The organism is Collinsella sp. SGI.241 (assembly GCF_050312955.1).
Classification (GTDB): domain Bacteria; phylum Actinomycetota; class Coriobacteriia; order Coriobacteriales; family Coriobacteriaceae; genus Collinsella.
The window spans coordinates 14,035-38,585 of sequence record NZ_JBNPKM010000004.1 but is presented as its reverse complement, the minus strand read 5'-3'; the positions used below and the strand labels follow the sequence as shown (position 1 = coordinate 38,585).

The 24,551-nt window shown below is 60.8% G+C and carries 19 protein-coding genes and 2 tRNA genes; 6 read left to right on the top strand and 15 right to left on the bottom strand.

The features are described from left to right. The first annotated feature begins 361 nt into the window (after positions 1-361). The 4 genes from ACQQ92_RS02720 (at position 362) to ACQQ92_RS02705 (ending at position 4,014) form a co-directional block, all read left to right on the top strand. Entirely contained in the window at positions 362-2,704 is a 2,343-nt protein-coding gene (locus ACQQ92_RS02720; RefSeq protein WP_427795713.1) for a heavy metal translocating P-type ATPase, read from the top strand. Positions 2,705-2,851: 147 nt separating this feature from the next. Further along, entirely contained in the window at positions 2,852-3,073 is a 222-nt protein-coding gene (locus ACQQ92_RS02715; RefSeq protein WP_154515953.1) for a heavy-metal-associated domain-containing protein, read from the top strand. 51 nt (positions 3,074-3,124) lie between these two features. Continuing rightward, the gene (locus tag ACQQ92_RS02710) at positions 3,125-3,394 is read left to right on the top strand and encodes a metal-sensing transcriptional repressor (protein ID WP_427795712.1); all 270 of its coding nucleotides are present in this window, start codon (positions 3,125-3,127) and stop codon (positions 3,392-3,394) included. 146 nt (positions 3,395-3,540) lie between these two features. Next, the gene (locus ACQQ92_RS02705) at positions 3,541-4,014 is read left to right on the top strand and encodes a hypothetical protein (RefSeq protein WP_427795711.1); all 474 of its coding nucleotides are present in this window, start codon (positions 3,541-3,543) and stop codon (positions 4,012-4,014) included. 90 nt (positions 4,015-4,104) lie between these two features. On the opposite strand, the gene ACQQ92_RS02700 is transcribed toward ACQQ92_RS02705, so the two are convergent. The 5 genes from ACQQ92_RS02700 to gltB all read right to left on the bottom strand — a co-directional run bounded on the left by ACQQ92_RS02700 (position 4,105) and on the right by gltB (position 14,709). Beyond that, entirely contained in the window at positions 4,105-5,475 is a 1,371-nt protein-coding gene (locus ACQQ92_RS02700) for an amidohydrolase family protein (protein WP_427795710.1), read from the bottom strand. 491 nt (positions 5,476-5,966) lie between these two features. After that, positions 5,967-7,043, bottom strand: coding sequence for a hypothetical protein (locus tag ACQQ92_RS02695; protein ID WP_427795709.1), 1,077 nt, complete (start codon positions 7,041-7,043; stop codon positions 5,967-5,969). A gap of 358 nt (positions 7,044-7,401) precedes the next feature. After that, a complete protein-coding gene (locus ACQQ92_RS02690; protein WP_427795708.1) occupies positions 7,402-8,109 on the bottom strand; it encodes a hypothetical protein in 708 nt (235 codons plus the stop codon). 424 nt (positions 8,110-8,533) lie between these two features. Next, entirely contained in the window at positions 8,534-10,015 is a 1,482-nt protein-coding gene (locus tag ACQQ92_RS02685) for a glutamate synthase subunit beta (RefSeq protein ID WP_427795707.1), read from the bottom strand. A 5-nt stretch (positions 10,016-10,020) separates the two neighbouring features. Then, entirely contained in the window at positions 10,021-14,709 is a 4,689-nt protein-coding gene (gene gltB, locus ACQQ92_RS02680; protein ID WP_427795706.1) for a glutamate synthase large subunit, read from the bottom strand. Between the two features lie 523 nt (positions 14,710-15,232). On the opposite strand from gltB, the gene ACQQ92_RS02675 reads away from it, so the two are divergent. Further along, positions 15,233-16,489, top strand: a complete 1,257-nt coding sequence (locus tag ACQQ92_RS02675) for an Nramp family divalent metal transporter (protein WP_427795705.1) — start codon at positions 15,233-15,235, stop codon at positions 16,487-16,489. Between the two features lie 469 nt (positions 16,490-16,958). Here the strand turns inward: ACQQ92_RS02675 and ACQQ92_RS02670 are convergent, their stop codons facing one another. From ACQQ92_RS02670 to ACQQ92_RS02645, 6 genes are all read right to left on the bottom strand, one after another. Continuing rightward, positions 16,959-17,102, bottom strand: a complete 144-nt coding sequence (locus ACQQ92_RS02670; RefSeq protein ID WP_035137395.1) for a rubredoxin-like domain-containing protein — start codon at positions 17,100-17,102, stop codon at positions 16,959-16,961. Between the two features lie 90 nt (positions 17,103-17,192). Continuing rightward, positions 17,193-17,696 (bottom strand): flavin reductase family protein, encoded by a 504-nt coding sequence (locus tag ACQQ92_RS02665; protein WP_427717758.1) that lies wholly within the window; start codon positions 17,694-17,696, stop codon positions 17,193-17,195. A gap of 232 nt (positions 17,697-17,928) precedes the next feature. Beyond that, the gene (smpB, locus tag ACQQ92_RS02660) at positions 17,929-18,399 is read right to left on the bottom strand and encodes an SsrA-binding protein SmpB (RefSeq protein ID WP_006235325.1); all 471 of its coding nucleotides are present in this window, start codon (positions 18,397-18,399) and stop codon (positions 17,929-17,931) included. Continuing rightward, on the bottom strand, positions 18,389-19,306 hold the full coding sequence (locus ACQQ92_RS02655) for a hypothetical protein (RefSeq protein WP_427727424.1): 918 nt from the start codon (positions 19,304-19,306) through the stop codon (positions 18,389-18,391). Before ACQQ92_RS02655 ends, smpB begins: the two co-directional genes overlap by 11 nt. Before the next feature lie 95 nt (positions 19,307-19,401). Continuing rightward, positions 19,402-19,478: transfer RNA gene (locus tag ACQQ92_RS02650), tRNA-Glu, on the bottom strand. 17 nt (positions 19,479-19,495) lie between these two features. After that, positions 19,496-19,569: transfer RNA gene (locus ACQQ92_RS02645), tRNA-Gln, on the bottom strand. Between the two features lie 258 nt (positions 19,570-19,827). On the opposite strand from ACQQ92_RS02645, the gene ACQQ92_RS02640 reads away from it, so the two are divergent. Beyond that, the gene (locus tag ACQQ92_RS02640; RefSeq protein WP_427795704.1) at positions 19,828-20,091 is read left to right on the top strand and encodes a hypothetical protein; all 264 of its coding nucleotides are present in this window, start codon (positions 19,828-19,830) and stop codon (positions 20,089-20,091) included. Between the two features lie 212 nt (positions 20,092-20,303). Here the strand turns inward: ACQQ92_RS02640 and ACQQ92_RS02635 are convergent, their stop codons facing one another. From ACQQ92_RS02635 to ACQQ92_RS02620, 4 genes are all read right to left on the bottom strand, one after another. Then, entirely contained in the window at positions 20,304-20,669 is a 366-nt protein-coding gene (locus ACQQ92_RS02635; protein ID WP_427717859.1) for an arsenate reductase family protein, read from the bottom strand. A 116-nt stretch (positions 20,670-20,785) separates the two neighbouring features. Continuing rightward, positions 20,786-21,343: a VanZ family protein gene (locus tag ACQQ92_RS02630; protein ID WP_427795703.1), complete on the bottom strand. Its 558-nt coding sequence runs from the start codon at positions 21,341-21,343 to the stop codon at positions 20,786-20,788. 129 nt (positions 21,344-21,472) lie between these two features. After that, positions 21,473-22,078 carry a recombinase family protein gene (locus tag ACQQ92_RS02625; RefSeq protein WP_427717749.1) on the bottom strand — a complete coding sequence of 202 codons (606 nt, stop codon included), beginning with the start codon at positions 22,076-22,078 and terminating at the stop codon, positions 21,473-21,475. Positions 22,079-22,252: 174 nt separating this feature from the next. Next, the gene (locus ACQQ92_RS02620) at positions 22,253-24,388 is read right to left on the bottom strand and encodes a ribonuclease R family protein (RefSeq protein WP_427795702.1); all 2,136 of its coding nucleotides are present in this window, start codon (positions 24,386-24,388) and stop codon (positions 22,253-22,255) included. Positions 24,389-24,551: the final 163 nt, after the last annotated feature.

Here is a 24,551-nt window from a genome sequence, read left to right as displayed (position 1 = left end):
AATCTGTAACAGTTACGAGGCAAAACCAGGTCTACACGTTACGAATCGAGACAAACCAAAACCTCGCAAAACAACATCTCGATCTGTAACAGATAGAGGTCATTTTCCCTGCCAGATGTTACAGATCGAGATGTTAAGCAACCGCCGAATTGTTTGTCTCAATCTGTAACAGTAACTCGGCAAAAACGGAACTAGATGTTACAGATTGAGACGAAGGGCGAGGATGGTGCGCTAACTTGGCAGTCGACCCCCGTATCGGAATGTCATACATTTCAACTTTTGCAATACACCCCCAGGGGGTATGGGTGTATAGTATCGAGAGATTAACAATTCCAACACCGAACCACAGAAAGGAGAGGCCATGGCTCAAGATAAGTTCGACGTAGGCGGCATGACATGCGCCGCCTGCCAGGCGCACGTGGACCGTGCCGTGAGCAAGCTCGACGGCGTCCAAAGCGTCGCGGTCAACCTACTCGCCGGTTCCATGATGGTCGACTACGACCCCGCGCAGGTCTCCCCCGACGATATCTGCACCGCCGTCGACCGCGCGGGCTACTCGGCCTCACCCGTCAGCACGGGCACCGGTGCCGCCGGCTCAGACGGCAGCGCACAAGCCAGGTCTGGCGCCGCCCATATGGAGTCGCCCACCAAAAAGCTGGAGGCCGCCGCCTCTGCCATGCGCACCCGCCTCATCGTCTCGATCGTCTTCCTCATCCCACTGTTCTACATAGGCATGGGACACATGCTCGGCTGGCCGCTGCCCGGCATTTTCACCGACCATATCCACAGCATGACGCTCGCCCTCACCGAGCTCGTTCTGCTCATCCCCATCGTCTACGTCAACGACGCGTACTTTATCAACGGGTTTAAATCGCTCGCGCACGGCGCACCCACCATGGATGCCCTTATTGCCGTGGGCGCCACCGCTTCCATTGCCTGGTCGCTCTATGCCATGTTCATCATGGCCGACCAGCTGGCCACGGGGCAGGTGCACGAAGCCATGATGACAGGCATGGACAATCTGTATTTTGAGAGCGCGGGCACGATCCTGTCGCTCGTCACCGTGGGCAAATACCTCGAGACGCGCAGTAAGTCCAAAACCGGCGGCGCCATCGAGGCGCTCATCGATCTGGCGCCTAAAACCGCGACCGTCGTTGCCGACAACGGCAGCGAAACCACCGTCGACGTCGATAGCATCCTTCCCGGCCAGGTCCTGCGCGTGCACCCCGGCGAGTCAATCCCCGTCGACGGCGTGGTGCTCGAGGGTAGCTCGGCCGTGGACGAGAGTGCGCTCACCGGCGAGTCAATCCCCGTGGAAAAGACCGCCGGCGACACCGTCAACGCCGCCACCGTCAACCGCACCGGCTCGTTTACCTTCCGCGCCACGCGGGTTGGTGCCGAGACATCACTCGCCAAGATCATCCAGCTCGTCGAGGACGCCAACGCCACCAAGGCGCCCATCGCCCGCATGGCCGACAAGGTCGCCGGCGTGTTCGTGCCCGTGGTGTTCGTGATCTCGGCCGTGACCTTTGCGGTGTGGATGGCACTGACCGGCAGCATAAACGAGGCACTTACCTCCGCCGTGGCCGTGCTGGTGATCAGTTGTCCCTGCGCGCTCGGCCTAGCCACGCCCGTCGCCATTATGGTAGGCACCGGCAAGGGCGCCGAGATGGGCATTCTGTTTAAGAGCGCCGAGGCGCTGGAGAACCTGCGCGGCGTGGGTACCGTGGTGCTCGATAAGACGGGTACGGTCACCCGCGGCAAACCTGCCGTGACCGATATCGCGGTAGCCACGCGCGCCGACGGCTCGCCCGCCATGAGTGAAAAGGCGTTACTGAAGCTCGCTGCCGCGCTGGAGCGCTCGAGCGAGCATCCGCTGGCCGAGGCGATTATGACCGAGTGCGAGGCGCGCGGAATCGTGGCGCGCATGGTCGAGGACTTTGCCGCCGTGCCTGGACGAGGCGTTACGGCGCGCGAGGGACAAAACGCCATCGCTGCCGGTAACGTTCGCCTGATGAGCGAGCTGGGTATCACCGTGCCCTCAGGACTTGCGGAGCGATTTGCCGCCGAGGGCAAGACACCGTTGTTCTTTGCCAAGAACGGCGAGCTTGTCGGCACCATTGCCGTAGCTGACGAGGTCAAGGAGACGAGCGCTGAGGCCATCGCTGTAATGTGTTCGCTCGGCGTCGACGTGCACATGCTCACCGGCGACAACCGTGTGACGGCCGAAGCAATCGCCCGCCGCGTAGGACTGAGCAGCAAGCAGGTCATTGCCGACGTGCTTCCCGCCGACAAGGAACGCCACGTGCGCGAACTGCAGGATGCGGGCGGCAAGGTCGCCATGGTGGGCGACGGCATCAACGACTCCCCTGCCCTGGCGCGCGCCGACGTGGGCCTTGCTATCGGCACCGGCGCCGACATCGCCAAGGAAGGGGCAGATGTGGTACTCATGCGCAGCGACCTCATGGACGTCGCCCGCGCTATCGAGCTTTCGCGCGCCACGATTCGCAACATCAAGCAAGACCTGTTCTGGGCGCTGTTCTACAACGGCATCGGCATTCCGCTCGCTGCGGGCGCGTTCTTCCCCCTCACCGGCTGGCAGCTCTCGCCGATGTTTGGCGCCGCGGCGATGAGCCTGTCGAGCGTGTGCGTCGTGTCCAATGCTCTGCGCCTGAAATCCTTTAAGCCTAAAGTGGCAAAATAGGCTCACCATTACGTCCATTTAGAACGGGTTTTCCAGGTGCACGAGATTGACCTGAAAGAGGAGCGACGCGTACTTTGGTACGCGAGCGACGGCTTGAAGGTCAAGGTCGGGTGCCTGGGAAAGCCAACATAACAGAGAGGAATACCCATGCGTTACACAATTAAGACTTCCGGCCTTATGTGTGGCCACTGCGACGCTACTGTCGAGACGGCACTGCTCAACGTTGCCGGCGTGACCGACGCCGATGCCGATCACGAGACTCAGACGGTACAGGTGGAGTGCGCCGACACCGTGGCCGCCGAGCAGCTCGCTGCCGCCGTCGAGAGCGCCGGCGAGAAGTTCCACGCCCTGTCCGTGACCGCAGCCTAGCAGCTACCAGAAGCATTCGACCCCATCGACCAGAAACGAGGACCCGCCATGATGGCAGACCACAAATCGGTGAACCGTATGCTCAAGACGGCGCGCGGCCAGATCGACGGCATCCTGCGGATGGTCGAGGAGGACCGCTACTGCGTCGATATTTCCACGCAGCTCATGGCCACACAGGCACTCCTCGCGCGCATTAACGCCGACGTGCTCAAGGCGCATATCGAGGGCTGCGTGACTTCGGCAATCGAATCGGGCGACGAAGACCTCAAAGCCGCGAAGCTCGCCGAGATCGAACACGTCGTCGACAAGCTCTCTAAGTAATCGGCGCATTGGGGACAGACCACTTTGCACCGTCTTGATGTTCCGAGGACAGGTATGTTTGCACCACATTGGTGCAGATTAACCTGTCCCCCTTGCTCTAAATCGGGTATAAAGGCGTGCGGCATATCGAACGAAAGGCAATTTGCATGAATGACTTTATGAAGGGCCGCAATGGCGCCGACGAGCTCACCATTGTGATGGGTTTTGCGGGCATCGTCATCGCGATGATCGGATCGATGGCCCGCGTCCAGTGGCTCAGTTGGGTCGCCATCGCCGTCATCGTGATCGGCGTGCTGCGCGGCCTGTCCAAAAACATCGACGCACGTCGCAAGGAGAACGAGGCCTTTGTCGCCGGCTCGGCTAAGGTCCCCGGCTTGGGCAAGTTTGTCGCCAGCTTGGGTGGCGGCGCTGCAGCGGCCAGCACCTCACGCGCGGCCGGCACCAGTAAGGAAGACTTTGAGCGTGCCAAGCGCACGGCCAAGAAGATGTGGAAGGGTCGCAAGACCACGGCATACCTCAAGTGCCCCAACTGCGGCCAGATGCTCTCCGTTCCCAAGGGCAAAGGCAAAATCCGCGTCACCTGCCCCAAGTGCCACGCCAAGATGGAGACGCGCTCGTAGCCGCCATACCGCAGGACAAAATAAAAGCCGAGGCCTCGCACTGGGACCTCGGCTTTTTTGAATGCGACAAAGGGCCCGCCCCCGTCACACCTACGCCACGCCGTCGCGGGCAAGCTCCTCGGCAAGCGCCTCGGCTGGCATGGCCATAATCGTGTCGAGCTCGGCGTCCACCTCGGGAATACGCTTCACCTTGAGTTTGCGCACCAAATCGCCACGACACATCACGTGCATCGGCTCGCGCAGAGCGCACAGGTCATCGAGCGGGTTCTCGCGCGTCACCAGGATATCGGCAGCCTTGCCGCACTCGATCGCACCGGTCTCGCCGCCCAGCCCCAGCAGCTCAGCATTGACCTGCGTAGCCGTATGCAGCGCAAACGCATTGCTCACGCCCACGTACTTGGCAAAATAGGCCACCTCGCGCCACATGTCGTACTGGGTCACGAACGGGCAGCTCGAATCCGTACCCAAACCTACCTTGATACCGGCTTCCAGCGCCGCACGAGCGCTCTCGATAATGCCCGAGCACACGATATCGCCGTTCTTCTTTTGCGTGTCAGTCGAATGAGTCTTCTCCGGATCGAGCAGCACAAACGGCAGTGCGGGGCTGATCGTGCAGGTCACACTCGGCGCACGCCCCTCGAGCTGAGTTCCCGCGGCGCCGCGGTACAGCTCCAGGATCTCGGGCGTCAACGGGGCGCCGTGCTCGATCGTATCGACGCCGGCCTCGAGCGCGGCCTTCACGCCCTCGGTGCTCTCGACATGAGCCATAACCGGAAGGCCCATATCGTGCGCTGCCTTGCACGCCGCCGCGGCAACCTCCACCGGCATACGCAGCACGCCCGGCTCGCCTACCTCGGTCGCATCGAACACACCGCCCGTTACGAACAGTTTAATGACGTCGGCACCGCGCGCATACAGGTCGCGCACCTGTTCGGCCGCCTCGGAGGGACTGTCGGCCACCTGGGCGAACAAGCCCGCGCCGTGGCCACCCGGCACCGTGACGCCCGTTCCCGGCGCCACCAAACGCGGACCCTGATACTTGCCGGCGTCGATAGCATCGCGCACGGCCAGATCGGCAAACAGCGGGTCGCCCGCGCCGCGCACCGTGGTCACGCCGCTTGCCAGCTGCTGTTGGGCGCTGCCCTTAAGAATATGGCGCACGATAGCGCGCCCCACGGGATTATCGAGCTTCTTCATCAGCGCGCCCGCATCGCCCGCCGAAACCGGCTTGCCCGAGCCGCACAGATGCACATGCATATTGATGAGGCCCGGCATGAGATACGCCCCGGCCAGGTCGAGGACCTCGGCACCTGCAGGCGCCTGCGCCACAGCACTCGGCCCCATCCACGTGATGACACCGCGCTCAACGGCCACGGCCATGTCGGGCTGCGGCTCCATATGCTCCGAACCATCCAGGACGGTCGCATTGATAAACAACGTGGAACGATCGGCAGACGCCATATCGAGCTCCTCCCTCACGATTAACTTGAACATTTGTCCATTATCACCTAATGCAGCAAACTAAAGTCGAACATATCGGTTAGCGGAGGGACGAGAGAGCTGTGAGGGCAAACGGAGACAGCACGGCAATGCTCCGGCCGTTCCAGCAAAACGTCTTGATTTGTAACAGGTAGACCAGGTTTTAGCAGCCAGATGTTACAGATCGAGATCTTTCGGCACCGCGGCCAACCTTTGTCTCAATCTGTAACAGTTGGGTCGAATTTTGGCCGTTAGATGTTACAGATCGAGATATTCTCCAGCCCTGTCGTCAAACATCTAAATCTGTAACATGTAGACAGGTTTTCGGCCTCTAGATGTTACAGATTTAGATCTTTTAGCGGCAGCCAACCTTCTGTCTCGATCTGTAACAGTTACGAGGCCAAACGGCCCCTTGTTGTTACAGATCGAGACAAACTCGACAGGAACAACCACATCCGCGTTAGTCGTATCCCTCAGCGCCCATACCACTGACGCTTCCATCCCTCAGCCAAATCGGCCCGCTGCGAAATACCCGCCAGCCTCATCTTTTCAGCCAGCTTCCCCGGGTTCTTGAGTTCATCAAACGTGAACCTCAGCACCTTGTGCCCGAGCAATGTCAGATGAGATTCCCGCTGACGCTCTGCTACGAACGGATCGACCGACTCCCGATCCCCACCATCCTGCAGGGTATACTTTCCTCTTCCGTCGAGCTCACCAATCACGCACGTCCCGTCCTCGAGCCTCCAGAAATAATCGACCCGAAACACCTGGCTCGAATCGAGCGGATCGCGAAACTCCACCTGCAACTCTGGCACCGGAAAACCGTATGCAATAAAGAACGCTCGGAACCGAGACTCGCCACCGTTTTCGGACAGCCCGTCCGCATGCGACGCAATCACCTGAGCTCTGCGATACCCGCGTCTGCCCTCGCAATCGGCCTGGAGCCGTTCGCAGAGATCGTCGCGCGATATGCCCTTCGCCCGCAGCGCAGAATCGGCAATCGCCAGACCATATGAAAACGGCGCACGCAGCAGACAATCCTCCACCGTGCGCCAAAACGGCGTCACTCGCACGCCGTCGACGCGCTCAAGCGCTCCCGCCGCCTGCGGACGCAGCAGCCTATATCCCGTACTCAACGCCACCGAACAACCCGTCTTGACCAAGTAACGCGGCCCGAGCAGATCATTCGGCACCTCCAGACCCCATATCAGCGCGGCGTCATACCCCCAAAACGCCCAATCGGGATGAAACTCCGCAAGCCCCTTGATGGTCCGCCGAGCCCGCTCCGGCGGCGTCAACGCATCCCATTCATGCTGAAAACAGAATAGGTGCGATTCGGGCTCCGCAATATCGTCTGTGCCCACATGGCGCCGCAGCCACATGAGCTCGGCATTATCGTGCGTCGCAAGCAGCACGCCTTGTTCAGCCACCTCCGTGAGTCTGGCAAGCATCCTATTCCGCGCCAAGGTGCTACGTGTTGCATGTTTGTGTTTGAAAACGGTATTAGACACTTTCATCACCACCACGTCAGACAAATGGACCATCGTCACCGTTGCCTCCGCTGACAAATGTCTTGATCTGTAACAGGAAGACAGTCTTTGAGCCTCTAGTTGTTACAGATTTAGATTGTTCGGCACCGCGTCCAGCCTTTGTCTCGATCTGTAACAGTTAGGTCGAATTTTGGCCTGCAGATGTTACAGATCGAGACATCCCCCCTGCCGGGTTCCAAACATCTCGATCTGTAACAGTTAGGCGTTCTCCAGACCCCTAAACGTTACAGATTTAGACAAACCAGCAACGCCCAAGCAGTCGTCTCGATCTGTAACGGGTAGACCGGTTTTTTGTCCCTAGACGTTACAGATCGAGATATAAAGGCAGAAGGCAAGGCAGGCGGCAGATGCCCATCCCCTACTCCCATTCCTGTTCGTAGATGTTGAGTGACTTTACGTAGCGCCCCTGGGCACCCATGATGTCGCGAACCAGCCTCAGAAAGAAGCTGATACACGAGGTATCGAAGCCATCTTCTAGGTCCTCAGGATGCACGGCGCCAGGCCCGTCGACCGCCGTGTCGCTCAGGCGCGCAATGTCGTAGAGGTAGAGCTGCCCCGCCGTCAGCCAGACATCGTCGACGCACGCGAGGCGCACCGCAATCGCGCCATCGCGCCAGTGCTCCTTTTGCACGATATGCGGATCGTAGACGTCAAAGCGACGGTCGGTACGCGTGTCACGCAGCGCGACCATACCGGTCGCGGGATCCTTATCCAAAATGCCAAAGCGCGAAAAATAGTGCGTGTCGCGCACCTGCTCGAGCCGCTTGAGCGAAGTAGGCGAAAGCGACGCCGGCGGCTCGTCAACATACAGCTCAAGCAGCGTCTTGCCATGGTAATAGGGACGCTCGAACAGCAGCCAATCGGTAAATGCCATGTTATAGGCCATGATTTCATTTTGCGAGGGCTCCTCGCAATAGCTGAGCCATGGATCGACTATCACTTCGAACTGTGTACGCGCCGACTCCAAAAACTGAAACTTGCGCAGCATCCAAAACTGGGCCATGCCGGCAATATCGTCACCGACGGCCTCGGCCAGACGTCCCCGGTCCAAAACATGATCAGCCATGGCATCCTCCTCAAACTGATAAACCTCAATTTGAGCTTACGAGGAGGGCGGGTGGTCGCCGCCATCACGGGCGAAATGGGCATCGGGCTGCAAACCAGATGCTGACCAAGCACTTGACGGGATACTTGCAGATTATACAAATTGCCACAAAATCGCGGGTAGAACTAGACGAATCACCCGCGCCGCTGTCCGCAAACAACTAAAGCCGCCACATAAACAGCAGAGCGCAACGGGCGCAAACGCCAACGGGTAGGCAGCCAAACGTCGGCAAACGAGCAAAACGCTCGCAAACCCGCAAGGAGTGTCCCCGGATGCCGGCACGTAAGGAACGTCCCCAGCTGCCGGCACTTGGGGACGTTCCTTATATGCCGGCCGTTGGGGACAGCCCTTGCCGATTCGATTGTTGAGTAACTCCGTGATTGTCTTACAGCCCCAGCGCCTCGGCGACCTCGGCTGCGCAGGCGAGGGCATCGGCCATGGCACTCACCACGAGCGAGCTGCCGTTGCGGGCATCGCCGGCCACATACACCGGCGCGGCATCCGCGGCAACGCCATCCACGCGAGCCGCAAGATGCGAGTCCTCGGAGGCCATCACGGGCAACGGACGGCCCGCCGTGGCAATAGGCACGTCAACAGCGTCGAACACGCCGTGCTCCGGACCCGTAAAGCCACAGGCGATCAGCACCAGCTGGGCCGGCACCTCGTGCTCGGAGCCCGCAATGCGCTCGGGCTTGCCGGCCGACCAGTCCAGATCGACCACGCGCAGGCCCGCGGCAGCGCCCTTCTTGTCCAGCAATACCTCGAGCGTATCCACGCCCCAAGCACGCATCTCGCCGCCCATGGCAGCGATAGCCTCCTGCTGACCGTAGTCGGTCTTCTTAACGTTGGGCCACTGTGGCCAGGGGTTGCTCGCCGCACGCTTATCGGGCGCGGCCGGCAAGAACTCAAACTGACGCACACTGCGTGCACCCTGGCGCACCGCGGTACCCACGCAGTCGTTGCCGGTATCGCCGCCGCCAATGACCACAACGTCCAGGCCGCGCGCGTTCACCGCGGGCTCGTCGCCGTCGAGCACCGAGACGGTCGAAGCCGTCAGGTAGTCCACGGCATACACCACGCCCGGGGCATCCACATTCGTAGCCAAAAGACCGCGGGGCGTACGAGCACCGGCAGCCACCACAACGGCGTCAAAACCATTGAGCTTGGCCGCCACCGCAGGGTTCGTAACGTCAGTACCCAGCTCAAAGACAATGCCCAGCTCGCGCATGAGCGCCACGCGGCGCTCGACCACGGACTTCTCGAGCTTCATGTTGGGAATGCCGTACATGAGCAAGCCACCCGGACGGTCGTCGCGCTCAAACACCGTCACGCGGGCACCGCGACGCGCAAGTTCCCATGCAGCCACCAGGCCAGCCGGGCCGGAGCCCACCACGGCGACCGAGGGCGCGTCCTCCCCTGCCGGCTCAAAGCGACGCGGGCCGCCGTTTGCCCATTCGTGGTCGCTGATCGCGCGCTCGTTATCGTGAATCGTTGTGGGCTGGCCGTCGACCGAACCCAGGTTGCACGCAGCCTCGCACAGTGCCGGGCACACGCGGCTCGTAAACTCGGGCATGGGCGAGGTGAGCGACAGGCGCTCGGCCGCCTCGTCCCAGCGACCGCGATACACCAGCTCGTTCCACTCGGGAATCAGGTTGTGCAGCGGACAGCCACTCGGACGCGCCTTGCCAAAGCTCGCACCCATCTGGCAAAACGCCACGCCGCACATCATGCAGCGGCTCGCCTGGGCGCGGCGCGCATCGTCGTCGAGCTCCACGTACAGCGGATCGAAATCGCGGCTGCGCTCCTCCACGGGGCGCAGCTCGTGGGTCACGCGATCGATATCAAGAAAAGCACCGGGCTTACCCATGGCACTTACGCCTCCTTCTTGGTCGAAGCAACAGAGCTGACAGCCACGGGCGCAGCACCGCCCGCGACATCAAAGCGAGCGACATCCGCGGCGCTCGCGCGGCCGGTCACGATGTCAAACGCCAACTCCTCGGCCTGCGCATGCGTCTTGCCCACGGCCTCGGCCGCAGCGACAATCGCCAGCACGCGCTCGTACTCGGTCGGAATGACCTTCACAAAGTGCTTGCTCATCGTCTCGAAGCTGTAGAGCAGCTTAATGCCGCGCGGGCTCTGTGTCGCGTCCACGTGCTCCTGGATGAGCGCGCGAATCTGTGCCAGCTCGCCAGCCGTCGGGGCCTTGAGTTCCACGCTCTCGTGGTTCACACGGGCCTCGAGCGTGCCGTACTGGTCAAAGACATAGGCCACGCCACCCGTCATACCGGCGGCGAAGTTCTGCCCGACCTCGCCCAAGATGAGCGCCAGGCCGCCCGTCATGTACTCGCAGCCATGGTTGCCGCAGCCCTCGACCACCACGGTGGCACCGGAGTTACGCACGGCAAAACGCTGTCCGGCAAGGCCGTTAATAAAGCCGCGGCCGCTCGTGGCACCAAAGAACGCCACGTTGCCCACGATGATGTTCTCGTCGAACTTGTAGGTCGCATGCGGGTTGGGGCGCACCGACACCTCGCCGCCCGAAAGGCCCTTGCCAAAGTAGTCGTTGGCGTCGCCGCACACGTTGAGCGTAATGCCGCGCGGCAGAAAGGCGCCAAAGCTCTGACCGGCCGAACCATCGCAATCGATGGTGATGGAGCCGGCGGGCAGGCCCTCGGGATGCGCCTTGGTCACCGCATTGCCCAGGATGGTGCCCACGCAGCGGTTGACGTTGGCGATATCGGCGCGGAACCGAATCGGGCGCAGGTGCGCACGGGCATCGGCCGTATAGGGCACGAACAACGTGGAGTCGAGCGTCTTGTCGAGCTCGCTGTCCGCAGCCATCTGCGGCAGGAAGTGGCGACCGTCGGCGCCCGGGATATGGGCACCGAACTCGCAGGTCGCGCTCGCCAGCACGGGCGACAGATCAAGCAGGTTGGCCTTGCGGTTGCCCGGTACCTCGATCTGGCGCAGGCACTCGGGATGGCCGACCATCTCGTCGACGGTGCGGAAGCCCAGGCTCGCCATGACCTCACGCAGCTGCTCGGCAACAAAGAGCATAAAGTGCTCAACGTGCTCGGGCTTGCCGCGGAAGCCGCGACGCAGGCGACAGTTTTGCGTGGCGATGCCGGCCGGGCAGGTATCCTGCTGGCAGTCGCGCTGCATGAGGCAGCCCATGGAGATGAGCGGCATGGTCGCAAAGCCAAACTCCTCGGCGCCCAGCAGGCAGGCGACGGCAACATCGGTGCCGTCCATGAGCTTGCCGTCGGCCTCGAGCACCACGCGGGAGCGCAGGCCGTTTTGCAGCAACGTCTGCTGAGCCTCGGCAAGGCCGAGCTCCAGCGGCAGGCCGGCGTGCCAAATGGAATCGCGCGCCGCGGCACCCGAGCCGCCATTGTGGCCGCTGATCAAGATCTTGTCGGCGGCACCCTTGGCCACACCGGTGGCGATGGTGCCGACGCCGGCCTCGCTGACCAGCTTGACCGACACGCGCGCACCGGGGTTGGCGTTCTTAAGATCAAAGATCAGCTCTGCCAGGTCCTCGATGGAGTAGATGTCGTGGTGCGGCGGAGGCGAGATCAGGCCGATGCCGGGCGTGGACTGACGGACCTCGGCGATCCAGGGGTAGACCTTCTTGCCGGGCAGGTGGCCACCCTCGCCGGGCTTGGCGCCCTGGGCCATCTTGATCTGAATCTCGAAGGCGCTGCACAGGTAGCGGCTCGTTACGCCAAAGCGCGCACTTGCCACCTGCTTGATGGCGGAGTTCTTGGAGTCACCGTTAGCCAGCGGGGTCTCGCGACGCGGATCCTCGCCGCCCTCGCCCGAGTTAGAGCGTCCATGCAGGCGGTTCATGGCGATGGCCATGCACTCGTGCGCCTCTTTGCTGATAGAACCGTACGACATGGCACCGGTGTTAAAGCGGCGGACGATGTTGCGCGCGGGCTCCACCTCGTCGAGCGAAACCGGCGTGCGGCCGTTGGCATTAAAGTCGAGCAAGTCACGCAGGCGCACGGCACGGCCGGTGCGGTGCAGGCGGGCGCTGTACTCCTTAAAGGTGTCGTAGCTGTCCTCACGGCAGGCGGTCTGAAGCAAGTAGACAGTCTGCGGATCGATGAGGTGATCCTCGCCGCCGAGCGGGCGCCACTTGGTCAGACCCAGCGTGGGCAGCTGATCGGGAGCCGGGCTCTTAAGGATAGCGAGCGCGGCGTCGTAGCGCTCGTTTTGCTCGCGCTCAACGTCCTCGACACCCATACCGCCCACACGGCTCACCGTGCCGGCGAAGTACGCGTTGACGAACTCCGACGTAAAGCCCACGGCCTCGAAGATCTGCGCCGAATGGTAGCTCTGCACCGTGGAGATGCCCATCTTGGACATGATGGAAACGATGCCGGCGGTCGCAGCCTTATTGTAGTTGGCGATGCCCTGCTCGGCTGTCACGTCCAGATCGCCGTGCGCCGCCAGGTCGCGAATGCACGCATGCGCGTTGTACGGATAGATGCCGCTCGCGGAGTAGCCCACCAGCGCCGCAAAGTCGTGCGGAGACACGGCGTCGCCACACTCCACCACGATGTCGGCAAAGGTACGCACGCCGGCGCGGATCAGGTGGTTGTGTACGCAGCCCACGGCGAGCAGTGACGGCACGGGCACCTCGTCCGCTCCGGCGCGATCGCTCAACACCACGATGTTCACGCCGTCGCGGACCGCAGCCTCAACGTCCTCTGCAAGCTGCTTGAGCGCAGCCTGCAGCGCGCCCTCGCCGGCATCGCGGCGGTAAACGGCACGGAAACGGCGGGTCTTAAAGCCAACACGGTCAATCGCGCAAATGCGGTCGAACTCCTCCTCGCTCAGCAGTGGGCGCTCCAGACGCACCAGTTGGCAGGCCGTACGAGAGTCCTCGAGCAGGTTGCCGTGGTTGCCCAGGTAGAGCGTGGTCGAGGTGACCATATGCTCGCGCAGGGCGTCGATCGGCGGGTTTGTGACCTGGGCGAACAGTTGATAGAAGTAGTCAAAGAACGAGCGTGTCTTCTTGGACAGGCAGGCCAGCGGCGCATCGATACCCATCGAGGCGAGCGGGGCCTTGCCCTGCTGGGCCATGGGGCGCACGACCTCGTCAACATCATCCCAGTGGTAGCCGAGCTTGGCCATACGCACGGCGGCAGGCACCTCGGCATCCTCGGCAGGCGTTGCCGCGGCGGGCTTGTCGAGCGCGTCAACGGTCAGCGTCTCCTCGGCAATCCAGTCGCGGTAGGGCTTTTCCTTGGCATAGCGGGCGCGCAGCTCGTCATTGTAGATCACACGGCCGCGGGCAAAATCGACCTCGAGCATCTGGCCCGGTCCCAAACAACCGCTTGTCAGGATATTCTCGGGGCGCACCTCGATGGTGCCCACCTCGCTTGCCAGCATAAAGCGGCCGTCGCGCGTCACGTAGTAGCGAGCCGGGCGCAGGCCGTTGCGGTCGAGGGCGGCACCCAGCGTACGGCCGTCGGTAAAGGCGATGGCCGCCGGGCCGTCCCAGGGCTCCATGAGCATGGACTGGTAGGCATCGTAGGCGCGACGCTCCTCGCTCAGGTTGTCGTTGTGGTCCCACGGCTCGGGCAGCAACATGGACGCGGCACGCGTGAGCGGACGGCCGTTCATGACCAAAAACTCGAGCACATTATCCAGAATCGCGGAGTCGGAACCCTCGCGGTTGATGATGGGCATCACACGCTCAAGATCATGCTGCAGCACGGGGCTGTACAGGTTAGGTTCGCGGGCGCGAATCCAGTTGACGTTGCCCTTGAGGGTGTTGATCTCGCCGTTGTGGATAATAAAGCGGTTGGGATGTGCGCGCTCCCAGCTAGGCGTGGTGTTGGTGGAGTAGCGCGAGTGGACGAGCGCCACGGCCGTCTTGACGGCGGCGTCGTTGAGATCGATAAAGAAGCGGCGCATCTGCGTGGCGACCAGCATGCCCTTGTACACGATGGTGCGCGAGCTCATGGAGCACACATAGAAGATCTTGTCACGCAGGGCAAACTCGGCGTCGGCCTTCTTTTCGATGGTGCGGCGGCACACGTACAGGCGACGCTCAAAGGCATCGCCGGCGGGCGTGTCGTCCGGACGGCCCAGGAAGGCCTGCAGGATGGTGGGCATGCAGGCGCGGGCCGTCTCGCCCAGATCGTGAGGGTCGACCGGCACCTCGCGCCAAAAGAGCAGCGGGACGCCGGCCTCGGCACAGCCTTCCTCAAACACGCGGCGGGCATCCTCCACGCCCTTGTCGTCCTGCGGGAAGAACAGCATGGCCACGCCATAGTCGCCCTCTGCCGGCAGAATCTGGCCGCACTTTTGAGCCTCTTTGCGGAAAAAGTGATGCGGAACCTGGAACAGGATGCCGGCGCCGTCGCCGGTATTCTTCTCGAGTCCCGTGCCACCGCGGTGCTCCAGGTTGACCAGAATGGACAGCGCATCGTCCAGAATCTGGTGGTGGCGCTCGCCGTTGATATCGGCAAGAGCGCCGATGCCACATGCATCGTGGTCGAATTCGGGGCGATAAAGGCCCTGCTGCTGAGCGGAATCTGCCTGCATCGCGATCCTCCCCTAGATATTTAGACAGTCAGTTGAATAGGCATACTAGAAGCATCGCCGGCCCATTGTGTTTCCCGCCCGTTTCGAAACAATTGCGTAACGCACGCCCTACGAGTGGACACCGCCGACCTCAAGGGCAACAACAAGGGCCCCAGGTTCGGCCTGTAAGCTCACCGCTTCAAACATCTCAATCTGTAACAGGAAGACCCAATTTCGACGACTAACTGTTACAGATTGAGATGTTCTCGAGAGACGGTTACGAATGTCTCAATCTGTAACACGAGGGGTCGGTTTTGGCGGTCAGCTGTTACGGATCGAGATTTTCCATAGGACCATTTCGTCCTGTCTCGATCTGTAACACCTAGGCCCAATTTCCATCCCTAGTTGTTACAGATCAAGACATTTCGGCAACCCCCTTTTACCACCCTATTCAAATACAACAATTTTGTTAGTCATGGTCAAATTTTGAGCCTAAAACGGGTATCCTTTGCGGCGTCAAACAAACGGCACGCAGGAGTGCACCATGATCGACCATCTCAAACATCACTTTGGCTCCCCGCGCACCGGCGGCCACGGCGGACTCGACATCGCACGGCATATCGGCCCCGGGCTGCTCGTGACCGTCGGCTTTATCGACCCGGGCAATTGGGCCTCCAATATGGCTGCCGGCTCGCAGTTTGGCTACGCGCTGCTGTGGATCGTCACGCTGTCCACGATCATGCTCATCGTGCTGCAACACAACGCGGCTCACTTGGGCATCGCCACGGGCATGTGTCTTGCCGAGGCCACGACGCGCCACCTGCCCCGCCTCGTCGGGCGTGCGATACTCGGCAGCGCGTATCTAGCCACGGTCGCCACCGCCATGGCCGAAGTCCTGGGCGGTGCGATCGCACTTCAAATGCTCTTTGGCCTGCCCGTACGTGCCGGCTGCATCATCGTGGCGGCGGCATCGATTGTCATGCTCATGACAAGCTCCTACAAACGCGCCGAACGCTGGATCATCGCCTTCGTGGGCGTGGTGGGACTTTCGTTTTTAGCCGAGCTTCTGCTGGTCAGGGTCGACTGGCCGCAAGCCGCCACAAGCTGGATCACACCCAGTATGCCCACCGGCTCAGTCGCGATTATCGTAAGTGTCCTAGGCGCGGTCGTTATGCCCCACAACCTCTTCCTGCACTCCGAGGTCATCCAATCCATGCACTTCGAAGGCCAAGGCGAGCAGGTTATCGAAGAACGCCTGCACTACGAGCTCTTCGACACGCTCTTTTCGATGGGTGTGGGCTGGGCAATCAACTCGGCCATGGTCATCCTGGCCGCAACGACCTTCTTTGCGCACGGCATTGTCGTAGACGACCTCGCCGTCGCAGCGGCCACGCTCTCCCCCATTCTGGGCCCGGCAAGCTCGACCATCTTTGCGGTGGCACTGCTGTTTGCGGGCATATCGAGTAGCGTGACGGCGGGCATGGCGGCGGGCACCATCACCGCGGGCATATTCGACGAGGAATACGACATCCACGACCGACATTCCTCGATCGGAGTGGCGGCCTGTTTCGTCGGCGCAGTGGCGGCGTGCCTGATCGTCCCGAATCCTTTTGAGGGTCTCATTTGGAGTCAGGCACTGTTGTCGCTTCAGCTGCCGATTACGGTCTTTGTGCTCATACGACTCACCAGCTCGCCCCGCGTCATGGGCAAATACGCCAACTCGCGCCCGCTCAACGCGTTGCTCGTAGGGATCGGTGTCATCGTGACGATTCTCGACATCGTGCTGCTAACGGGGATGTAATGGGATGGCGTGACTGTCCAGATATAACGTCTCAATCTGTAACACGTGAGGCCGTTTTGAGCCCTTAGATGTTACAGATTGAGATTTTCTGAGAGATAGTTTCAGTTTGTCTCGATCTGTAACAAGTGGACCCAATTTCCGCGCCCAGATGTTACAGATCGAGATATTTCTTCAGCCCCAACCTTTTGTCTCGATCTGTAACAAGTAGAGGGGTTTTACGTGCCTAAATGTTATAGATTGAGATTTTGAGAATGATGGTTTTGGTTTGTCTCGTTCTGTAACAGGAAGACCCGTTTTGAGCCGTTAGATGTTGCAGGTTAAGACAAAAGGTCGGCCGGACTCACAACAGACAGGATCGGCTAATAGCAGCCGTGATCCCTTGGGGACGGAGGAAAAGGGCCCCGGCCGGGATATCCGACCGGGGCCCTTGGACAGAGCTATATGTTGCTGCAAGTCGTGTGTCTACGAGCTACTCCTCGACGAGCTCAAACTGATCGGGACCGACGCCACACACCGGGCACACGTAATCCTCGGGCAGTTCGGGCGTGTCGACCTCTACCTCGTAACCGCAAACGGTGCACACGAACTTGTACGTCTTCTTTTCCTCGGCCATGATGTTCTCCTCTCGAACGTGGCTGCTGGTGTACTTTGCTTAATTAGTATATATTCTTAATAATATAATACAAGCGGTTTTACCGCATTTCTACCCTTGGTACGAAGACGCCTTGGGCGGCGTCTTGCCCTTCAGGACCTTATGGTAGTAATCGTAGGTGAGCGGCGTCTCGTCGCTCAGGCGCTCGGCATCCTCGACCTCGCCGATAAACAGTAGATGCGTGCCCACATCCACTGTGTCGATCAAACGGCAGCTAAACAAGGCCGCCGCATGCTCGGGAACATAGGGCATGCCCAGTGCGGTCTCGCGCGTCTCGTACTTGGCAAATTTGTCATAGTTGCTGCTGGTACGGAATCCAAAGTTACCAATGTAGGGCATATCGGCCGTCTGATCGATCACGGTCAGCGCAAAGGCCTTGGCAGACGAGATAACGCCAGACGTGACATTTTCCTTGTTCACGGCAACCGAAATGCGCGGCGGCGTGGACGTCACCTGCACCGCGGTGTTGATAATGCAGCCGGCGCGCGACCCATCTGCCGCGGCACTCACCACATACAGCCCGCACGGCATCGTAAAGAACGCAGTTTTATCCAAAACGATCACTCCCCTAACTCGGAATTGAGCCTTGCAGACGTATATACCCACAATGAGACATATGTGTCAGAACGGTAAGAAAAATGAGCCACACGCAGTTGCGGTGAAAAAGTCCCTGTTTAAGCCTGGATACCCAACAAACAGGAACTATTCCACCGCAACTTGCGAGGAGCAGACCGGGAGTACGACAACAGTGATGGATGAACATCCCCGCCCGCCCGGATATCAACCCTTAGCGATTACGCTCCTTAAGCGCGCGATCGATTTCGCGCTGAACGTCACGTTTGGCCATGTCCTCGCGTTTGTCGTAGAGCTTTTTGCCACGGCCCAGGCCCAACAGCAGCTTAACGCGACCATCGGTATTAAAGTAGAGCTCGAGCGGCACCAGTGCATAGCCGCGGTTGCGTAGTTTGCCGTCAAGAAAATCAATCTCCTTGCGATGCAGCAGCAGACGGCGCCGGCGATCGGGATCACGGTTCCACACGCCACCGTGACTATAGGGATGGATGTGCAAACCCACCAGCCAGCACTCGCCGCCGCGAATCAGCGCAAAAGTATCGGTAATCTGACAGGCGCGCTCGCGAATCGACTTGACCTCGGTACCGCTCAGCTCAATGCCGCATTCGAATGTCTCGTCGATAAAGTATTCGTGATGCGCCGAACGATTCTTGGAGATGAGCTTGCGCTCGCGCTTACTGGGCATCGCCGGCCTCCTCGGCGTCATCGGCTTTCCCGCTCGCGGCCTCGCGTTTGGCCTTGCGCTCGGCGTTGAGCTCGGCATCGCTTTCGCGCACCAGCTTAATGATCGCCGCGCATGCCTCCTCGCCCACCAGGTCGCGGGCACGGACCGTCAGGCGTGTAGCCTCCTGCTTGTCACCGTCACCCGCAGCATCGGTCGCACACATAATCAGACAAATGGCAATCTCGGCCGAAGGCGAGGTCGGTACGCCCTGCAACGCCAGCTCGCCCATCACATGCTCATCACTCTCGTCGGCGGCATCCGGATAGGTGGCATGGATCTTGCTGAGCAAGCGCGTCGTATGTGAATCGCCAGGGGCCAAGCGCAGCGCCAGACGTGCGCAACCCACGGCCGCCGAGACGTTCTCGGTCTCGGGCTCCAAAAAGTACTGGCCCAAGTTGGCGTAGGCGCGGGCGGCGCACCTGCCGTCACTCGCACGCTCCAGCACCGAAAACGAAAGCGAAGCCCACTCCTGCTTGTCCTCGAGCGCACGGAACAGCTCGGCCAGATCCAGTCGGTAGTTGCAGTTCATGGGGTCCCAGCGCACGGCCTGCATCAAGGCATTGCGGGCGCTCACATAATCCTGCTGACGGATGTAGGCAAACGCCATGTCGGAGTACAGGCGATCAAACGGCACCTCGACCTGCACCAGCTCGCGTGGATCCTTTTCCACGCGGCGGTAGGCCAGGCGCTCAAACTTGCTATCGAAGCTAAAGTACTGGCGGTTCTCCTCCGTTTTGCACTCGGCATCGATATACTCCTCGGCGAGCTCCACCAAACGCTCCAGCAGCGGCGTCGCCGTGGCCAGGTCTCCCTGCGCCAGGTAATTCTCGGCATACGTAATGTCTTGTAGGCTGATGGGCAGGTCCATGGCAACTCCTCGGTCCAGGTGAAACGCGGCTCATTCCACACATGCGGTGTATACACAAAACCCGGGTCTCTTGCGAGGCCCGGGCATTCAATTTGTGGTAGCCCGTACCAGATTCGAACTGGTGATCTCCGCCTTGAGAGGGCGGCGTCCTAAACCGCTAGACGAACGGGCCATATGTAGCAAATGCAATGGCTGGGATGGAGGGAGTCGAACCCCCATTGACGGAACCAGAATCCGCTGTCCTGCCATTAGACGACATCCCAATGACTGCATCGCTGCGCTCGGCTGTGCCTTTGCGCAAGAAAGAAATATACGGGAAGCATCGCGATGACGCAAGTCTTAATTTTGACTTTTTTAAAATTCGGTCAAATTGGCCTAATTTCGTCCAGCCCGTGAAGGACCTGTGAAGCCGACCGCTGTGCACGAAGGGCAAAACGCCGCGAGCGGTAGCCGTCAACCGTTGGCAGATACTAACGCGAAAACGATAGCACCAGGCAACACAATCGAAGTATCTTTTGATCATGCGGACGTCATGGCATGCGGCGCTCCCCGACCTCAAGCGCATCCAGGCAAGCCTCGTCGAGCTGTCCGGCATGCCGACCGTCATATCCGAGACGAACCTGGAGCGGCGGCAGCGCGAGCGCCTGCAGCGGCAACGAATTCCGTTTATCTGCCCCGGCACTCAGGCATACCTGCCCTTTATGGACGAAGAGTACTGGAGCGACACGCCCGACAAGCACGTAAAGATCTACGACCCACACGAATGGGCGCAGCTGAAGGACTGACTGGGGCAGGCCCGCCCTGGAGTAGGCCCGCCGGCAGAAAGCGCATCCCAGATTTCAAGCTCAAACTGGTCCCCACTTTCCCGTCGAGCCCTCAACCGGAAACCGTGTCCCAGAATCAGCGCTCGAAACGGGATGTCATTTCCGATAGAGCCCTCAACCGGAAAGCACATCCCAGAATCAGCACTCAAAATGGGACGCACTTTCCGAAGCCGCTACAGCAACGCCTCGGTCCAAGCCGCTTCCCTAAAGCCGGGGATCGCAAAGTCGTCGCCCACCAGCAGCGGGCGCTTAACCAGCATGCCGTCAGTCGCCAGCAGCTCGCAGCATTCCTGGTCCGTCATACCCGCATCCAGGCGCGCTTTCAGACCAAGCTCTCGATATTTCATGCCCGACGAGTTAAAGAAGCGTCGCACCGGCAGCCCCGAACGAGCAATCCAGGTCGCAAGTTCCTCAGCCGAAGGATTGTCTGTAACAATATCGCGATCGACGTACTCAACCCCATGCTCGTCCAACCAGGCCTTGGCCTTTTTACACGTCGAGCATTTGGGGTATTCAACAAACAGCACTGCCATGGGGATTCCCTTCTTAGAAAAGACAAGTGTCTGGCAAACAGCGCATCGATGGCCATCTGCGACCGATGCCGATATTGTAACCAGCGCCGACGTACAGGCGGTCGCGATTTTCCATCTTGAGGTTAGCGCCTCGCATGGGCGCCAATGGGACAGGACGCGCACCGAGCCAGCGCGGCCGCCAACAGCACCAACAGCATGGCGACAACGTAACCCGCGGCATCGAAGCCCAGGTCGATCATGTCGAAATGACGACCAGGAACAAAGATCTTGTGCACTTGGTCACCGACAGAGCAGACGGCGCAAAAGAGCAGAGCGAGTACGTACCGGAATCGCGCGCATGGCAGGCACTCGCCCAGGCATGCCACTGTCGCCGAAGCAAACAGTCCTACAAAGAAGAACTCAACGGTATGTGCGACGCGACGAATGTTGGCACCCATCCACAGACGAACGGGCGCAAGCGGGTCGGGATGAACAGTGGCAGTCGTTGAATCCGTGCCCTCGACGGCATCCCCCGCCTGGAACTCCTGCGTGGCGTCGGGCCGCACGTCCGCGGCCCGTCCTTCCACCGCGCGCGCGGTGGACTCGCTGAGCGACGACGTCTGCTCCACGTTTTGCTCCGTCAGCATCCAAATACTTGCCAGCGTCACGACCAGCAGGACAATCGAAATCCATCCGACCATGTGCTTCACACGCGCTAAGGGCTAACCTCCGTCATTTTTTGAGCAGCAGCGAGTGTACCCCCAAATGCAGTTGTCGCCGTAGCGAAATCCAAAATGTTCGAATCGGGGCGCCAAAGGACCGTGGCGCCCCTACTCCATCTCGCGCATCCAGCGATCGAACGTCCCCACGCACACGCCTAGCCGCTTTGCCGCCTGACTCCGCGTGATATCACCCGCCTCGTAGGCATCGCGTACCAGCTCGAATTGCGGGGGACAGGGCTTGCGGGGCCGGCCAAAGCGCACGCCGCGCGCTCGCGCCGCCGCAATGCCCTCGGCTTGGCGCCGGTGGATGTTCTCGCGCTCCACCTGCGCCACATAGCTCAGCAGCTGCAAAACAATATCGGCAATCAACGTACTCGTCACGTCCGACCCACCACAGTCTCTGGCGCGCGTGTCGAGCAATGGCATGTCCAGCACCACGATGGCGGCGCCGAGCTCTTTGGTTATGCACCGCCATTCCTCGAGGATCTCGCTGTAGTTACGGCCCAGCCGATCAATGGAAAGTACCACCAGCACATCGCCGGAATCCAACGCGCACAGCAGCTCGCGATACCGCGGTCGATCGAAGTCCTTGCCACTCGCATGGTCGGCAAAGATATTCGCCGGTTCCACGCCATAGGCGCCCAGCGCATCCAGCTGCCGATTCAGATTTTGATCACGCGAGCTCACCCGCGCATACCCGTACACCGTTGTCATCTCATCCCCGCTCTCTCGTAAACCTCCCAAAAAGGGACAGGTTTATTTTGGTAGGTTTTATCTCCCCTATAGCAGGCGGAAGACGCAAGCGCGCGAGCGGCAAGACGATTGAACCGCCACGAAAAAGGCAGCCCCAAAAGACCGCCCCGTTCTCTATCAATCACCAAATTCCGGCTAATGAATAAGCCTGAAATCCAAGTGCCCGCGGGTCGTGTTGACGCGCGAGACCTCGATGATCACGCGTTGCCCCAACTCAAAACGGCGCCCCGTGTCGGCACCCGTCAACGTGAGCGCGTCCTCGTCAAACTCGAACCACTCGCTTCCCAAGCTCTTAATCGAGACCAAGCCCTCGACCTGTGTCAGGTCGAGGCGCACAAAGAGGCCCATGCTGCTGACCCACGAAATGGTTCCGGCATAGCGCTCGCCCAGACGATCCTCGTAATACTGGGCGATCTTGATCTTTTGCGTCGCATGGCTGGCGGCGTCGGCCGCACGCTCGGCATCGCTGCATGCACGGCAAATCTGCGGCAAGATGCGCGGCAGCGACTCGCGACCCTTGCCGATCAGCCGCGGCGTGCGCGCCAAGGCATCCTTGCCGCCCAGCTGCTCATACACCAGTTGCAATTTGAGCACGCGATGGACAACAAGGTCCGGATAGCGTCGGATAGGGCTCGTAAAGTGGCAGTAGCACGGCGCGGCGAGCGCAAAGTGGCCCTCGTTGCGCGGCTTGTACAGCGCGCGCTGCATGCTGCGCAATAGCAACGTGTTGACAAGCGGGGCATTTGCCGTGCCAGCGGCAGCGTCAACCGCCGCCTGCAGCTCATCGGGACTTCCCAGGGCAATGCCGGCCGCGCGGCGATCGTCGATGATACCCAGCTGCGCCAGCGCCACAGCGGCCCCGTGCAAGCTGTCGGGGCTGGGATCCTCATGCACGCGATAGCATGCCTCAATATCGCGGTCTGCCAGCCACTCGGCAACGCACTCGTTGGCAAGCAGCATAGCTTCCTCGATGAGCGACGTGGCACACGAGCGCTCGCGGGCCACGATCTGCACGGGAATGCCGTCCTCGTCCAGCAAAGCGCGAATCTCCGCCGTGTCAAAGTCGACCGAGCCGCGCGCACGGCGAATGCGACGGCGTCGCTCGGCAAGCTCGTTGGCAGCGACTAGAAAATCGCTCAGATCCACGTCGTAGTCGCGGGCAGTCTCTTCGCAAGTCAAACCGCGCTCAAGCGCCTCCTCGCGCGACGCCTCGGCTGCAGCAACATCCTCGGCGGCACCTTCCAACACGGAGTACTCCACCGCACCGGCACGCACCAGCAATGCCTCGGCACCGTCATAGTCCATGCGCACGCGCGAGCGAATCACGCTGGGATACGGATCGTAGTGGCGGACGTGCCCCTGCGCATCGAGCTCGATGTCGACGGTAAACGCCAGGCGATCCTCGTCGGGGCGCAAGGAACACAGGTCATTCGACAGGCGCTCGGGCAACATGGGGAGCACGCGATCGGCAAGGTACACCGACGTCGTGCGATGGCGAGCCTCTAGGTCGATGTGTCCATCCCAGGCCACATAATGCGATACATCGGCGATATGGACACCCAGCTTGTAGCCGCCCTGCGTCGTGCGCTCCAAAGAGATGGCGTCGTCAAAGTCGCGCGCGTCGACCGGATCAATCGTGATGATAAAACGGTCGCGCAGATCACGGCGAAGTGGGTCCTTAAGAGCTGTCGCCACGTCGAGCGATAGCTCCTCGGCCTCGGCAAGGGCGGTCTCGGGATAACTATCGGTATAGCCGTAACGAGCCATGACATATTGAACGCCCAAGTCGGGTGCATCGTCGCCGCCAATGCGGCGCTCAAGAGTCACGGTGCCCGATTCCAAGCGTGTCGGATAGCTCAAAATGCGTGCGACGACTGCATCGCCCGGATGCACGCCCAAACGCTCCGCCGAAGTATCCTCGGGCAAAATAAAGAAATCGGCCTTGAGACGCGAATCAAGCGGCTCGATCACACCGAGGGGGCCTGCCGTCTGATACGTGCCCACCACGCTTATGGCCGCGCGCTCGACAACGCCCTCGATCACGGCACGGCGATCGCCGCGCGGTCCGGTCTTAATGCTCACGGCCACGATGTCGCCGTCCATAATCTCGCGCTTGCCGCGACCCATAACCTTATAGTCGCCATTATCGGTGACAACATAGGCGCTGTGCTCATGGAGCTGCACGCGGCCCGTCAGGCTGGGACGCCGCTCGCTGCGCACCAGCGCGCGCTTGTTGCGAGCGCTACGCTTATGTTTGTTATTGCGCCCCATGGCGCCTCCTTACTATCTGTTGCGGGGCCCGCAGGCGCAACCGCATCATGTCAAAACACCGTGCAGGCCTAAACCGCACGCATCAAAGAGTCTACCCAATCAATAACAGGGCACGCACCTCGCGTCATGATCCCTATGTGACGGAGAAAATCGAATTATCGAA